General features: G+C 54.9%; 12 protein-coding genes. 9 read left to right on the top strand and 3 right to left on the bottom strand.

Features of this window, described 5'->3' with window-relative positions; translation table 11 throughout:
- The first annotated feature begins 9 nt into the window (after nucleotides 1-9).
- The 8 genes from ileS (at nucleotide 10) to AAH450_RS12445 (ending at nucleotide 11,920) form a co-directional block, all read left to right on the top strand.
- Nucleotides 10-2,826 (top strand): isoleucine--tRNA ligase, encoded by a 2,817-nt coding sequence (gene ileS, locus AAH450_RS12480; protein ID WP_342910511.1) that lies wholly within the window; start codon nucleotides 10-12, stop codon nucleotides 2,824-2,826.
- Nucleotides 2,826-3,326: a signal peptidase II gene (gene lspA, locus AAH450_RS12475; RefSeq protein WP_342910510.1), complete on the top strand. Its 501-nt coding sequence runs from the start codon at nucleotides 2,826-2,828 to the stop codon at nucleotides 3,324-3,326. Before ileS ends, lspA begins: the two co-directional genes overlap by 1 nt.
- 9 nt (nucleotides 3,327-3,335) lie before the next feature.
- Nucleotides 3,336-3,806 carry an FKBP-type peptidyl-prolyl cis-trans isomerase gene (gene fkpB / locus AAH450_RS12470; protein ID WP_318788757.1) on the top strand — a complete coding sequence of 157 codons (471 nt, stop codon included), beginning with the start codon at nucleotides 3,336-3,338 and terminating at the stop codon, nucleotides 3,804-3,806.
- On the top strand, nucleotides 3,787-4,740 hold the full coding sequence (gene ispH / locus AAH450_RS12465) for a 4-hydroxy-3-methylbut-2-enyl diphosphate reductase (protein ID WP_342910509.1): 954 nt from the start codon (nucleotides 3,787-3,789) through the stop codon (nucleotides 4,738-4,740). The genes fkpB and ispH overlap by 20 nt, the downstream gene beginning before the upstream one ends.
- Nucleotides 4,741-5,289: 549 nt before the next feature.
- A complete protein-coding gene (dapB, locus tag AAH450_RS12460; RefSeq protein ID WP_342910508.1) occupies nucleotides 5,290-6,111 on the top strand; it encodes a 4-hydroxy-tetrahydrodipicolinate reductase in 822 nt (273 codons plus the stop codon).
- A gap of 467 nt (nucleotides 6,112-6,578) precedes the next feature.
- Entirely contained in the window at nucleotides 6,579-7,724 is a 1,146-nt protein-coding gene (gene carA / locus AAH450_RS12455) for a glutamine-hydrolyzing carbamoyl-phosphate synthase small subunit (RefSeq protein ID WP_342910507.1), read from the top strand.
- 14 nt (nucleotides 7,725-7,738) lie between these two features.
- Nucleotides 7,739-10,963: a carbamoyl-phosphate synthase large subunit gene (gene carB / locus AAH450_RS12450; protein WP_342910506.1), complete on the top strand. Its 3,225-nt coding sequence runs from the start codon at nucleotides 7,739-7,741 to the stop codon at nucleotides 10,961-10,963.
- Between the two features lie 213 nt (nucleotides 10,964-11,176).
- A complete protein-coding gene (locus AAH450_RS12445; protein WP_342910505.1) occupies nucleotides 11,177-11,920 on the top strand; it encodes an acid phosphatase in 744 nt (247 codons plus the stop codon).
- A gap of 82 nt (nucleotides 11,921-12,002) precedes the next feature.
- Here the strand turns inward: AAH450_RS12445 and AAH450_RS12440 are convergent, their stop codons facing one another.
- Entirely contained in the window at nucleotides 12,003-12,617 is a 615-nt protein-coding gene (locus AAH450_RS12440; RefSeq protein WP_342910504.1) for a LysE family translocator, read from the bottom strand.
- Nucleotides 12,618-12,807: 190 nt separating this feature from the next.
- Here AAH450_RS12440 and folA point away from each other — a divergent pair, with 190 nt between their 5' ends.
- Nucleotides 12,808-13,287, top strand: coding sequence for a type 3 dihydrofolate reductase (gene folA, locus AAH450_RS12435; protein ID WP_342910503.1), 480 nt, complete (start codon nucleotides 12,808-12,810; stop codon nucleotides 13,285-13,287).
- 61 nt (nucleotides 13,288-13,348) lie between these two features.
- Here folA and apaH read toward each other — a convergent pair whose 3' ends face one another.
- Nucleotides 13,349-14,179, bottom strand: a complete 831-nt coding sequence (apaH, locus tag AAH450_RS12430; protein ID WP_342910502.1) for a bis(5'-nucleosyl)-tetraphosphatase (symmetrical) ApaH — start codon at nucleotides 14,177-14,179, stop codon at nucleotides 13,349-13,351.
- A gap of 72 nt (nucleotides 14,180-14,251) precedes the next feature.
- Nucleotides 14,252-14,629 (bottom strand): Co2+/Mg2+ efflux protein ApaG, encoded by a 378-nt coding sequence (gene apaG, locus AAH450_RS12425; RefSeq protein WP_342910501.1) that lies wholly within the window; start codon nucleotides 14,627-14,629, stop codon nucleotides 14,252-14,254.
- Between the last annotated feature and the right edge of the window lie 4 nt (nucleotides 14,630-14,633).

Raw genomic sequence — 14,633 nt, 5'->3', positions numbered from 1 at the left:
GAGAATCTGATGAGTGACTATAAATCTACCCTGAATTTGCCGGAAACGGGGTTCCCGATGCGTGGCGATCTGGCCAAACGCGAACCGGGAATGCTGCAACGTTGGTATGATGACAATCTTTACGGCATCATCCGCGAAGCCAAGAAAGGGAAAAAAACCTTTATCCTGCATGATGGCCCTCCCTATGCGAACGGCAGCATTCATATTGGTCACTCAGTTAACAAGATTCTGAAAGACATTATCGTCAAGTCCAAAGGGCTGGCGGGCTTTGACTCGCCTTACGTGCCGGGTTGGGACTGCCACGGTCTGCCTATTGAACACAAAGTTGAGCAGATGATTGGCAAGCCGGGTGAGAAAGTCACCGCGGCTGAGTTCCGTGCTGCCTGCCGTGAATACGCCGCTGAACAGGTTGAAGGCCAGAAAAAAGATTTTATCCGTCTGGGCGTACTGGGCGACTGGGATCGTCCTTACCTGACGATGAACTTCAAAACCGAAGCCAATATCATTCGTGCGCTGAGTAAGATCATCGGTAACGGCCATCTGCATAAAGGCGCCAAGCCGGTGCACTGGTGCATGGACTGTCGTTCTGCGCTGGCTGAGGCCGAGGTTGAGTACTACGACAAAACTTCTCCCTCTATCGATGTGATGTTCAATGCGGTCGATAAAGATGTGGTACAGGCCAAATTTGGCGTGACCCAGGCTGAAGGGCCGGTTTCACTGGTTATCTGGACCACCACGCCGTGGACCATGCCCGCTAACCGCGCTATCTCGCTGCATCCGGAGTTCGACTACCAGCTGGTGCAGATTGAAGGCCGCGCGCTGATCCTGGCGAAAGATCTGGTTGAAAGCGTGATGAAGCGTGCCGGTATTGCGCAATGGCAGGTTCTTGGCGAAACACGAGGCGCAGAGCTTGAGCTGCAACCCTTCCAGCATCCTTTCCTGGATCACATCTCACCTGTTGTACTGGGCGAACATGTTACGCTGGAAGCGGGTACTGGTGCGGTGCATACAGCACCCGGCCACGGTCCTGATGACTACGTTATTGGCCAGAAATATGGTATCGAAACCGCTAATCCGGTAGGGCCGGACGGCAGATTCCTGCCGGGTACTTATCCGACGCTGGACGGCGTAAACGTCTTTAAAGCCAATGATATGATCGTTGAGCTGCTGCGTGAAAAGGGCGCGCTGCTGCACGTTGAGAAGCTGCTGCACAGCTACCCGCACTGCTGGCGCCACAAAACGCCAATCATCTTCCGTGCTACCCCACAGTGGTTTATCAGCATGGATCAGAAAGGGCTGCGGGCGCAGTCGTTGAAAGAGATCAAAGGCGTGCAGTGGATCCCGGACTGGGGCCAGGCGCGTATTGAGTCGATGGTGGCTAACCGTCCGGACTGGTGCATCTCACGCCAGCGTACCTGGGGCGTGCCGATGGCGCTGTTCGTTCATAAAGAGAGTGAGCAGCTGCACCCCGATACGCTGGAGCTGATGGAAAAAGTGGCTCAGCGTGTTGAGCAGGATGGCATACAGGCCTGGTGGGATCTGGATAGCAAAGAGCTGATGGGCGAAGAGGCAGAAAACTACGTTAAAGTCCCGGATACCCTGGACGTGTGGTTTGACTCAGGATCAACCAGCTACTCGGTGGTGGATGCCCGTCCGGAATTCGGCGGCCATACTCCGGATATGTATCTGGAAGGTTCAGATCAGCATCGCGGCTGGTTTATGTCTTCTCTGATGATTTCCACGGCGATGAAAGGCAAGGCGCCTTATCGTCAGGTACTGACCCACGGCTTCACCGTTGATGGTCAGGGCCGCAAGATGTCGAAATCGATCGGTAACACCGTTTCTCCGCAGGATGTGATGAACAAGCTGGGTGGCGACATCCTGCGTCTGTGGGTCGCCTCTACCGACTATTCGGGCGAGATGGCCGTTTCTGACGAGATCCTTAAGCGTTCTGCCGACTCCTATCGCCGTATTCGTAATACCGCGCGCTTCTTGCTGGCGAACCTGAACGGCTTCAATCCTGAAACCGACCTGGTGAAGCCAGAAGAGATGGTGGTGCTGGACCGCTGGGCTGTAGGACGGGCGAAAGCGGCGCAGGAAGAGATCCTCGCCTCTTACGAGAGCTACGACTTCCATGAAGTGGTACAGCGTCTGATGCAGTTCTGCTCTATTGAGATGGGCTCGTTCTATCTTGATATCATTAAAGACCGTCAGTACACCGCGAAAGCGGATGGCCTGGCGCGCCGTAGCTGCCAGACCGCGCTCTACTACATTGCCGAGGCGCTGGTGCGCTGGATGGCGCCGATCATGTCGTTTACCGCCGATGAGATCTGGGGTGAGCTGCCAGGCAAGCGCGCGAAGTATGTCTTCACCGAAGAGTGGTTCGACGGGCTGTTTGGCCTGGCGGATAACGAGCCGATGAACGACAGTTACTGGGCTGAGCTGCTGAAAGTGCGCGGTGAAGTCAACAAGGTGATTGAGCAGGCGCGTGCTGACAAGCGCCTGGGCGGCTCGCTGGAAGCTGGCGTGACGCTCTATGCCGATGCCGATCTGGCGCAGAAGCTGACCAGCCTGGGTGATGAGCTGCGTTTCGTGCTGCTGACTTCAGGTGCACAGGTCGCTGACTATGCGCTGGCTACCGAAGAAGCGCAGCAGAGCGAGCTGGTGAAAGGTCTGAAAATCGCGCTGCACAAAGCGGAAGGCGAGAAATGCCCACGCTGCTGGCATTACACTACGGACATTGGTCAGAATGCTGAGCATCCGGATGTGTGCGCCCGTTGTGCCACCAACATTGCTGGCGCTGGCGAACAGCGTAAGTTTGCCTGATGAGTAAACCTATTTTCTCGACCGGTTTACGCTGGGTCTGGTTGATAGTGGTGGTCATTGCCATCGACTTCGCCAGCAAGCAGTGGATTATGAACACGCTGATGCTGCATGAGTCGATGTCAGTGATGCCATTTTTCAACTTCTTCTATGCGCATAACTACGGGGCGGCTTTCAGCTTCCTGGCAGATAAAGGCGGCTGGCAGCGCTGGTTCTTTGCCGGCATTGCCGTCGCGATAGTCGTGGCGCTGCTGGTGATGATGTACCGCACCGCAGCCAGCAATAAGTTAAACAATATTGCTTACGCGCTGATCGCTGGCGGCGCGTTGGGCAACCTGTTTGACCGGGCGTATCATGGCTTTGTGGTCGATTTTATCGACTTCTATGTGGGCGACTGGCATTTCGCCACTTTTAATATCGCTGACTGCGGCATCTGTATTGGTGCCGCACTGATCGTGCTGGAAGGTTTTTTCAGCACGTCCGGCAAACAGGCTAAAACTTAAGGGCAGGGTATGACTGATTCTGTGCAGCGCGAAAGCGCGGTGCTGGTGCATTTCACCTTAAAGCTGGAAGATGGCTCTACGGCGGAATCCACCCGTAACAATGGCAAGCCAGCCCTGTTCAGTCTGGGAGACGGTAGCCTCTCTGAAGGGCTGGAGTCGCACCTGCTGGGGCTGAAAGTTGGTGAGAAAACAGCCTTCTCGCTGGACGCAGATGATGCCTTCGGTCAGAGCAGCCCGGACCTGATCCAATACTTCTCCCGCCGCGATTTTACCCAGGCGGGCGAGCCTGAAATCGGTGCCATTATGCTGTTCAGCGGCATGGATGGTAACGAAATGCCGGGCGTGATCCGCGAAATTTCCGGTGATTCGATCACCGTGGATTTCAACCATCCGCTGGCCGGGCAGACTATTCACTTCGAAGTTGAAGTACTGGAAATCGATCCGGTACTGGAGGCGAAAAATGCAAATCCTGCTGGCTAACCCTCGCGGTTTTTGTGCCGGTGTTGACCGCGCCATCAGCATTGTGGAGCGTGCGCTGGAGATGTACGGCGCACCGATCTACGTGCGGCATGAAGTGGTGCATAATCGCTATGTGGTAAACAGTCTGCGCGAGCGTGGCGCAATCTTTATCGAGGATATCGGGGAAGTGCCGGATGGCGCGATCCTGATTTTCTCTGCGCACGGCGTATCTCAGGCGGTGCGGGCAGAAGCTAAAGCGCGCGATCTGACAATGCTGTTCGATGCGACCTGTCCGCTGGTGACCAAAGTGCATATGGAAGTGGCGCGCGCCAGCCGTAAGGGTACGGAAGCGATCCTGATTGGTCACGCAGGGCACCCGGAAGTGGAAGGCACCATGGGGCAGTACAGCAACCCGAAAGGGGGCATGTACCTTGTTGAAGCGCCGGAAGACGTTTACAAGTTGCAGGTGAAGGATGAGAACAACCTGAGCTTTATGACGCAGACCACGCTTTCCGTCGATGATACCTACGAGGTTATCGATGCGCTGCGTGCCCGTTTCCCGAAAATCATCGGTCCACGTAAAGATGATATCTGCTACGCCACCACCAACCGGCAGGAAGCGGTTCGCACACTGGCAAAAGATGCCGATGTGGTGCTGGTTGTGGGGTCGCGGAATTCGTCAAACTCTAACCGTCTGGCAGAACTGGCCCAGCGTGCCGGTAAGCTGGCGCGGCTGATCGACTCTGCTGAAGACATTCAGGAAGAGTGGGTCAAGGGTGTAAGCTGTGTGGGGGTAACGGCGGGGGCTTCTGCGCCAGATATTCTGGTACAGGAAGTGATCCAGCGCCTGCGTGAGCTGGGAGGTGAAGCAGCCATCGAGCTGATTGGCCGCGAAGAGAATATCGTCTTTGAAGTGCCCAAAGAGCTGCGTGTGGAAGTGCGTCAGGTCGAGTAACAGCCGGCAGCTCTTGAGTATTACCTTTGAATAAAGGCATGTTGTCTGTGTTGAGGGTGGCCTGGTCAGGAAGATCGGGCTGAACACAAAAATGCCATGCCTCCTTACCTGACGCTGCCCGGCAGCCTCCATGCCGCTTAGCCTCTGCTTATCTGCCCGCTCTTCCTTGCCACAATCTTCACTGTGGCCTGTTTCAAAGCCCGACTCTGACCTGTGTGTTCATCCGGCTTACCAATTGCACTGAAATCATTGGGTGGCGGCACAGAGCGCGTTAGCCGAGTGTATGCCGCAGGGATGCGGCATCCAAGCTTCCATGGAAAGATTCACGGCGTCTCGGATAACGCGCTCTGTGCCGACGCCGTGCCACCGCAGCTGTCTTTAACCTTACCCTCACTCCCTCCGATCAAACCCCTCTAAAATTTGTTTTACTGATAATGCATCGCGGCTGGCATAAAATTCTTATTATGCTGTTTTTATGGTGGCGCGCCGGTTAGCGCATGGTTAACCTGTCTTCGCTTTGCATGCACAGACTTTATACAGGGATTCAAAATGAACAATGCACAAATCCGCCTCGCTATAGTGGGCGCCTCAGGACGCATGGGACGTCAGTTAATTCAGGCAGCACAGGAGGCGGAAGGGGTGTGCTTAGGTGCAGCGCTGGTGCGTGAAGGCTCTTCGCTGGTGGGCGTTGATGCCGGTGAGCTGGCCGGAACAGGGGCGCTGAACGTGAAAATCAGCGACAGCCTGGAAGCTGTAGTAAAAGATTTTGACGTGCTGATCGACTTCACCCGTCCTGAAGGCACGCTGGCTTACCTGGCGTTCTGCCGCCAGCACCAGAAAGCGATGGTGATCGGCACCACCGGTTTTGATGAGGCAGGTAAAGCTGCTATCAAAGAAGCATCGCAGCATATTGCTGTGGTATTTGCTGCTAACTTCAGCGTGGGCGTTAACCTGGTGCTTAAACTGCTGGAGAAAGCCGCCAAAGTGATGGGTGATTACGCTGATATCGAAATTGTGGAAGCGCACCATCGCCATAAAGTCGATGCCCCTTCGGGCACCGCGCTGGCCATGGGCGAAGCGATTGCGGATGCCATGGAGTGGGATCTTAATGACCATGCCGTCTATGCCCGTGAAGGGCATACCGGTGAGCGTAAAGCGCAGACCATCGGTTTTGCGACCGTTCGTGCTGGTGACATTGTCGGCGAGCATACCGCTATCTTTGCTGATATTGGCGAGCGTGTAGAGATAACCCATAAGGCTTCAAGCCGGATGACATTTGCAAAAGGGGCTGTTCGGGCCGCTGAATGGTTAAAAGGTAAGAATGCTGGTCTTTATGATATGAGAAATGTGCTTAATCTTGATGATTTATAAGTGTTGTGCACCATCGTGATGTGGTTATTTCAATCATAACTTTCTGATTGGATGGGCAATAATTTTATTGCCCTTTTTATTTTTTAATAATATGCATTTGGCTTTTATCTGATGGTCTGGTTGTCATTAAAGTAAGTTATCTCCTCTTTTTACCTCGCTCTGAGGTTAATTTTGACCATTTGGTCCACTTTTTCCTCCTCTCGTTCTCTTTCTTATGTGCATTTGTTAACGCAACCGGTTTTATGAGCGCAATGAGTGCTCCTTTTGCAGTAAATCTTCCGATTTACTCACCAGTTGAGTAAAAACCTATGAAAAACTCGCCAGCAGGGTAGACAATGGGGTGGGCGATCATTAGAATGCGCGCAATTTGCCAAAAATCGAGAACTCAGGCGGTTTTTGCATTGATTTATGGGTTCGTCATGAATTAATATGCAAATAATGTGACTGTTTATTCTCAGGAGGATGTTTTGATTAAGTCAGCGCTATTGGTTCTGGAAGACGGAACCCAATTTCACGGTCGGGCCATCGGGGCAACAGGTTCGGCAGTGGGAGAAGTTGTTTTCAACACTTCAATGACCGGTTATCAAGAAATCCTCACTGATCCTTCCTATTCCCGCCAGATCGTTACTCTTACTTATCCTCATATCGGCAATGTCGGCACCAACTCCGCTGACGAAGAATCTTCTCAGGTACATGCTCAGGGTCTGGTGATCCGCGACCTGCCGCTGATTGCCAGCAACTTCCGTAATGAAGAGGGGCTGTCAGACTACCTGAAGCGCCTGAACATTGTGGGGATTGCCGATATCGATACGCGTAAGCTGACCCGCTTGCTGCGCGAAAAAGGGGCGCAGAACGGCTGTATCATTGCCGGCGATGCGCCAGATGCGGAATTTGCCTTGCAGCAGGCTAAGGCGTTTCCCGGCCTGAAGGGAATGGACCTGGCGAAAGAAGTCACTATCGGTGAAAGCTACCGCTGGATGCAGGGCAGCTGGACGCTGGAGGGGTTGCCGGAAGCGAAACAGGAAGCGGAACTGCCTTTCCACGTTGTTGCTTACGACTATGGCGTAAAGCGCAATATCCTGCGGATGCTGGTGGATCGCGGCTGCCGCCTGACGGTGGTTCCGGCACAGACTCCAGCGGAAGAGGTGCTGAAGATGAACCCGGACGGTATTTTCCTCTCGAATGGTCCGGGGGATCCGGAACCCTGCGATTACGCTATCGAGGCGATTAAGGCGTTCCTGGAAACTGATGTACCGGTATTCGGTATCTGTCTGGGCCACCAGCTGCTGGCGCTGGCCAGCGGGGCGAAAACCGTGAAGATGAAGCTGGGCCACCACGGCGGCAACCACCCGGTAAAAGACCTGGAGAGAGATACCGTTATGATCACCGCACAGAACCACGGTTTTGCGGTAGATGACAGCAACCTGCCAGCCAATCTGCGCGTGACACACACCTCGCTGTTTGACAATACGGTACAGGGTATCCACCGCACCGATAAGCCGGCATTCAGCTTCCAGGGCCACCCTGAAGCCAGTCCGGGGCCGGCCGATGCCGCGCCATTGTTCGATCACTTTATCGAACTGATCGAAGCTTACCGTTCTACCGCTAAATAATCAGGAGCGACAACATGCCAAAACGTACCGACATAAAAAGTATCCTGATCCTCGGCGCTGGCCCGATCGTTATCGGCCAGGCTTGCGAATTTGACTACTCTGGCGCACAGGCCTGTAAAGCCCTGCGTGAAGAAGGCTACCGCGTGGTGCTGGTGAACTCTAACCCGGCGACCATCATGACCGATCCGGACATGGCTGATGCAACCTATATCGAGCCTATCCACTGGGAAGTCGTGCGCAAAATTATCGAAAAAGAGCGTCCTGATGCCGTGCTGCCAACCATGGGCGGCCAGACGGCGCTGAACTGTGCGCTGGAGCTGGAGCGCCAGGGCGTGCTGGAAGAATTTGGCGTGACCATGATTGGTGCCACCGCCGATGCGATTGATAAAGCGGAAGATCGTCGCCGTTTTGATGTGGCGATGAAAAAAATCGGTCTGGAGACCGCGCGTTCCGGTATCGCGCATACCATGGAAGAAGCGCTGGCGGTGGCCGCTGATGTAGGTTTCCCCTGCATCATTCGTCCCTCCTTTACCATGGGCGGATCGGGCGGCGGGATCGCCTACAACCGTGAAGAGTTTGAAGAGATTTGCGAGCGCGGTCTCGACCTGTCGCCAACCAATGAGCTGCTGATTGATGAGTCGCTGATTGGCTGGAAAGAGTACGAGATGGAGGTCGTGCGCGATAAAAACGATAACTGCATCATCGTCTGCTCAATCGAAAACTTCGATGCGATGGGCATTCACACCGGTGACTCCATCACCGTGGCGCCTGCTCAGACGCTGACTGACAAAGAGTATCAGATCATGCGTAACGCCTCGATGGCGGTACTGCGTGAAATCGGTGTGGAAACCGGCGGCTCTAACGTACAGTTCTCGGTAAACCCGGAAAATGGCCGTCTGATCATCATTGAAATGAACCCGCGTGTTTCCCGTTCTTCGGCGCTGGCTTCCAAAGCCACTGGCTTCCCGATTGCGAAAATCGCCGCCAAGCTGGCCGTAGGCTATACGCTTGATGAGCTGATGAACGATATTACTGGCGGCCGTACGCCAGCCTCGTTCGAACCCTCTATCGACTACGTTGTTACCAAAATCCCTCGCTTTAACTTCGAGAAGTTTGCGGGCGCTAACGACCGACTGACCACACAGATGAAATCGGTAGGCGAAGTGATGGCGATTGGCCGCACCTTGCAGGAATCGATGCAGAAAGCGCTGCGCGGTCTGGAAGTGGGCGCTCACGGCTTCGACCCGAAAGTGGACCGCAACGATCCGGAAGCGATGACGCTTATCCGCCGTGAGCTGAAAGACGCCGGTTCCGATCGTATCTGGTACATTGCCGACGCCTTCCGCGCCGGTATGAACGTGGAAGAAGTATTCAGCCTGACCAACATCGACCGCTGGTTCCTGGTACAGATTGAGGAGCTGGTGCAGCTGGAGGAGCAGGTTGCTCATGAAGGCGTTAATGGCCTGACCGCTGACTTCCTGCGCACGCTGAAGCGTAAAGGCTTTGCGGATGCGCGTCTCTCGGCGCTGGCTGGCGTCTCTGAATCAGAAGTGCGTAAGCTGCGCGAGCAGTACAACCTGCATCCGGTTTACAAGCGCGTCGATACCTGTGCGGCAGAATTCTCCACAGACACTGCCTATATGTACTCAACGTACGAGGAAGAGTGTGAATCCAACCCTAACAGCGACCGTGAAAAAATCATGGTGCTGGGCGGCGGACCAAACCGTATCGGGCAGGGCATTGAGTTTGACTACTGCTGCGTGCATGCCTCCCTGGCACTGCGCGAAGATGGCTACGAGACCATCATGGTCAACTGTAACCCGGAAACCGTTTCAACAGATTACGACACTTCAGACCGCCTCTACTTCGAGCCGGTGACGCTGGAAGATGTGCTGGAAATTGTGCGCATAGAGAAGCCTAAAGGGGTTATCGTGCAGTATGGCGGACAGACGCCACTGAAGCTGGCCCGTGAACTGGAAGCCGCTGGCGTACCGATTATCGGCACCAGCCCGGATGCCATTGACCGTGCAGAAGACCGTGAGCGCTTCCAGCAGGCCGTTGAACGTCTGGGCCTGAAACAGCCCGCCAACGCCACCGTGACAGCCATTGAAATGGCCGTGGAGAAAGCGGCAGACATTGGTTACCCGCTGGTTGTACGTCCTTCCTATGTTCTGGGCGGGCGTGCGATGGAAATCGTCTATGACGAAATCGACCTGAAGCGTTACTTCCACACCGCTGTCTCTGTCTCTAACGATGCTCCGGTGCTGCTGGATCGCTTCCTGGACGACGCGGTAGAAGTGGATGTGGATGCCATCTGCGACGGCGAACGCGTGCTGATTGGCGGCATCATGGAACATATCGAGCAGGCTGGCGTGCACTCCGGTGACTCCGCCTGTTCATTGCCAGCCTACACGCTGAGCAAAGAGATCCAGGATGTGATGCGTCAGCAGGTTGAGAAACTGGCCTTCGAGCTTTGCGTGCGCGGTCTGATGAATGTCCAGTTCGCGGTGAAAGATAACGAAGTTTACCTGATTGAGGTGAACCCACGTGCTGCACGTACCGTGCCGTTTGTCTCCAAAGCAACCGGTATGCCGCTGGCGAAAGTGGCCGCGCGCGTTATGGCTGGTAAGACGCTGGCGGAGCAGGGCGTGACGGAGGAGATCATCCCTCCTTACTACTCTGTAAAAGAAGTGGTGCTGCCGTTCAACAAGTTCCAGGGCGTTGACCCTATCCTTGGCCCGGAAATGCGCTCAACCGGTGAAGTGATGGGCGTTGGCCGCACCTTTGCGGAAGCGTTCTCTAAAGCGATGCTCGGCGCGCAAAGCAACATGAAGAAGTCGGGTCGTGCGCTGCTCTCTGTACGTGATGGCGACAAAAAGCGCATCGTTGACCTGGCCGCCAGACTGCAAAAGCTGGGCTTTGAACTGGATGCCACCCACGGCACCGCCGTGGTACTGGGTGAAGCGGGGATCAATCCACGCCTGGTAAACAAGGTGCATGAAGGGCGTCCACATATTCAGGATCGCCTGAAGAATGGCGAGTACGCTTATATTGTGAACACCACGGCAGGACGCCAGGCGATTGCGGATTCCAAACTTATTCGCCGCAGCGCTCTGCAATACAAAGTGCACTATGACACCACGCTGAACGGCGGTTTCGCCACGGCGAACTCGCTGAGTGCAGATCCAACGGAGCAGGTTATCTCCGTGCAGGAAATGCATGCACAGATCAAAGGCTGAGTAAGCGCAGGCTCCTGCTTCTGCCGGGAGCAAAATGCCTCAGCCAGCCAGCTCTCAGAATAAATCCCTGCTCAGGCAGGGATTTTTTTTGCCTGTGATCCCGCTACGGTTTTCCACGCCCTGCCTCCGCTATTATGGTCCAGATATAATATTTTCAATGGCTTACATAATTCCGCACTGAAGCGGCATAACATTACTCTGGAAGAATAAAAAATGAAGAAATTACTGTTAACGGTAATGGTCTGCCTGGCCGCTGGGCAGTCGGCTCTGGCCGCTAAAGATGTCACCACTCAGCCGGACAGATTTTATCTGCAAGAGGGGCAGGCGCCAGACAGCCTGGCGCTGCTGCCACCGCCGCCCGCGATGGACAGCCTGGATTTTCTCAATGACAAAGCCCAATATGACGTGGGCAAAATGTTGAGGAATACGCCAAGAGGTAAGCAGGCCTGGAAAGATGCCCATGTGGCGGGTGACGGCGTAGCGGAAGCGTTATCAGAAGCCTTTGGTATGACGATCGACAAACAGAAAACGCCGGAAATTTACCGGCTGGTGATGAAAATGCGCGAAGATGCTGGCGATCTGGCTACCCGTTCCGCCAAGGATCACTATATGCGCATCCGGCCTTTTGCTTTTTATAACGAACCGACCTGCCGCTCGGATGAAGAGAGCACCCTCTCAAAAAATGGCTCTTATCCTTCAGGACATACCACCATTGGCTGGGCAACGGCGCTGGTGCTGGCGGAAGTGAACATCGGCAGGCAAGGGGAGATCCTCAAGCGAGGGTATGAAATGGGGCAAAGCCGGGTCATTTGCGGCTACCACTGGCAGAGTGACGTCACTGCCGCCCGCCTTGTCGCCTCTGCTGTGGTTGCAAGGCTGCATGCTGAGCCGGCGTTTACAGAGCAGTTACAGAAAGCGAAAGCAGAGTTTGCCGACCTGACTAAATCAGGAGCCTGATTTGGTCTCCTCACCTCAGCCAGCATCAGCGGGCTGAGGTGCTTTCTCTCACTATAAGAACGCGCTCAGCGCAGGCGGAAAATCAGGAAAGTGCGACCTTGATGCCCAGCGCTATCAGCACGCCGCCCAGCAGCTTATCGATCAGCTTCTGCGCCTTCGCCAGACCACGACGCACCGGTGCGCTCTGAATAATTACAATCAGCAGAGGCCACCAGAGAGCACAAAGAGCAATAATGATCCCCGCGTACCAGATCTTCTCACCCAGCCCGGTATGCACATTCAGCACCTGAGTAAACATCGACAGGAAAAACAGCGTGGCTTTAGGGTTCAGCAGATTACAGAGGTAGCCCTGCATAAACGCCTTCTTCAGCGAGGTGGTTTCCGGCGCTACGTTGCTGAGATCCATTTTGCTGTTGCCGCGTGAGAGCAACGCCTGAATACCTATAAAGATCAGATAAGCCGCGCCGACATATTTCAGCAGCATAAACAGCCACGGCGTGGTGGTGATCACCACGGCAAGACCGGCCACACAATAAGCCATATGCGTTGCCACGGCGCAGGTTACTCCCAGCGCGGTAAACATAGCGGCAGTGCGCGGATAGCGGGCGGCATTCTTGATAATCAGAAAGAAATCGGGGCCGGGAGAAAGCATGCCCAGGGCCGCAATTGTGGCGATAATCAAGCTGGTCTCTAACATGGTGGCATCCTGTAGCAATTAAGGGGCGGATTCTAGCACGTTCGCGGCATTTTTCAGCTATCGGCCAGCGCAAATACCACGCAAACGTTACCCTACAGAAGCTTTACGCAAATCCCGCTGCTGAGGTATCGACGAAAGTTTCGCCTTTCCGTATGATGGCGCCAATTTTACACCTTACCGAGTTTCCAAGATGATAAGCCTGATTGCCGCTATGGCGGCCGACCGTGTGATAGGGATGGACAACGCCATGCCGTGGCATCTGCCAGCGGATTTAGCCTGGTTCAAACGCCACACCCTGAATAAACCTGTGATCATGGGGCGACGTACCTGGGAGTCCATCGGACGTCCGCTGCCGGATCGTCTGAACATTGTCATCAGCAGCCAGCCATCGTCAGCGGAGGGCGTAACCTGGGTCGCTTCTGTTGAAGAAGCTTTGCAGGCAGCCGGTGAGGCTGAAGAGGTGATGGTGATTGGCGGTGGGCGTATCTATGAACAGTTTCTGGCGCAGGCCGACAAGCTTTATCTGACGCATATTGATGCTGAAGTGGTGGGCGACACCACCTTCCCGGACTTTGAGCCGGAAGAGTGGCAGTCAACGTTCAGCGAATTCCACGATGCGGATGAAAAGAACAGTCACAGCTACTGTTTCGAAATTCTGGAGCGCCGCTAGTTTTATCGTAGCGCCCCCTGCCAGCGGTTTTCCTGGCAGGGGGGCTTTATTCAGCCTGCCACTACTCTTCCACGGCCCGTTCGCGGTTGGAAGGCTGAGCGAACCAGGTTTTATCTTCCCAGCGCAGCATCGTCAGCGGCCCACCCCAGCAGCAGCCAGTATCCAGCCCGATAATGCCTTCCGGCGTCCCTTTGCCTTCCAGTGAAGCCCAGTGTCCAAACACAATGGTGTAATCACGGACGACCGGCCCCGGAATGTTAAACCACGGCTTTAGCGGGGGAGGGGCCGATCCCGGCGCCTCTTTACAGATCATATCTAACTGACCGTTAGGGAAGCAGTAGCGCATTCTTGTCAGCGCATTGGTGCTGAAGCGCAGACGGGCAAGACCGGTCAGTTCCGGCGTCCAGTTGTTCGGCATGTCACCGTACATGGCATCCAGAAACAGCGGATAGGTATCGCTGGAAAGCACGGCTTCCACTTCGCGGGCACACATCTGGGCTGTTTCGATATCCCACTGCGGCGTGATCCCGGCGTGCGCCATCACCAGCTTTTTCTCTTCATCCACCTGCAACAGCGGCTGACGGCGAAGCCAGTTAATCAGCTCATCAGCATCTTCCGCTTCCAGCAAGGGATTAAGACGATCTTTCGGTTTATTGCGGCTGATACCGGCAAAAACTGCCAGAAGATGCAGATCGTGGTTGCCAAGCACTAACCGGACGCAGTCGCCCAGCGAGCGAACATAGCGAAGGACATCCAGCGAACCAGGGCCGCGGGCAACCAGATCGCCGGTCAGCCACAGCGTATCCTGCTGCGGATCAAACGCGACCTGCTCCAGCAGAGAGTGAAGTTCATCATAGCAACCGTGAACGTCGCCGATAAGATATGTGCTCATTAAACCTTTCCGGAAATGGCGGCGGACGCGCCGGGGCCGTAAAGCCGGGGCGCGTCAGTGCAATCAAATGAATTAATGAATATGGCTGGGAATGGCCAGCCGGAACACCGGGATGTCGACCTGAAAAGTTTCCCCTTCACTGTCAGTCATCTCATAGTGTCCCTGCATGGTGCCCATAGGCGTTTCGAGAACGGCACCGCTGGTGTACTGAAACTCGCTGCCGGGTTCGATGTGGGGCTGCTCGCCGATGACACCTTCACCCTGCACCTCTGTCTCGCGCCCGTTACCGTTTGTAATCAGCCAGTAACGGCCCAGCAGCTGCACAGCGGTACGCCCCAGATTGCGTATGGTAACGGTATAAGCAAACACATAACGTTCTTCATCAGGTACAGATTGCGAGGCAATATAAGCACTCTGTACGTGCACACAGACTCGGGGCGTATCGTTCATTGTT

The organism is Erwinia magellanica (assembly GCF_039023495.1).
In the GTDB taxonomy this organism is placed as follows: domain Bacteria; phylum Pseudomonadota; class Gammaproteobacteria; order Enterobacterales; family Enterobacteriaceae; genus Erwinia.
This window is presented reverse-complemented; position numbering and strand designations above follow the sequence as displayed.

Coding starts and splice junctions, on each gene's coding strand:
- ileS (WP_342910511.1), top strand. CDS start 10: ATGAGTGACTATAAATCTACCCTGAATTTGCCGGAAACGGGGTTCCCG.
- lspA (WP_342910510.1), top strand. CDS start 2,826: ATGAGTAAACCTATTTTCTCGACCGGTTTACGCTGGGTCTGGTTGATA.
- fkpB (WP_318788757.1), top strand. CDS start 3,336: ATGACTGATTCTGTGCAGCGCGAAAGCGCGGTGCTGGTGCATTTCACC.
- ispH (WP_342910509.1), top strand. CDS start 3,787: ATGCAAATCCTGCTGGCTAACCCTCGCGGTTTTTGTGCCGGTGTTGAC.
- dapB (WP_342910508.1), top strand. CDS start 5,290: ATGAACAATGCACAAATCCGCCTCGCTATAGTGGGCGCCTCAGGACGC.
- carB (WP_342910506.1), top strand. CDS start 7,739: ATGCCAAAACGTACCGACATAAAAAGTATCCTGATCCTCGGCGCTGGC.
- AAH450_RS12445 (WP_342910505.1), top strand. CDS start 11,177: ATGAAGAAATTACTGTTAACGGTAATGGTCTGCCTGGCCGCTGGGCAG.
- AAH450_RS12440 (WP_342910504.1), bottom strand. CDS start 12,617: ATGTTAGAGACCAGCTTGATTATCGCCACAATTGCGGCCCTGGGCATG.
- folA (WP_342910503.1), top strand. CDS start 12,808: ATGATAAGCCTGATTGCCGCTATGGCGGCCGACCGTGTGATAGGGATG.
- apaH (WP_342910502.1), bottom strand. CDS start 14,179: ATGAGCACATATCTTATCGGCGACGTTCACGGTTGCTATGATGAACTT.
- apaG (WP_342910501.1), bottom strand. CDS start 14,629: ATGAACGATACGCCCCGAGTCTGTGTGCACGTACAGAGTGCTTATATT.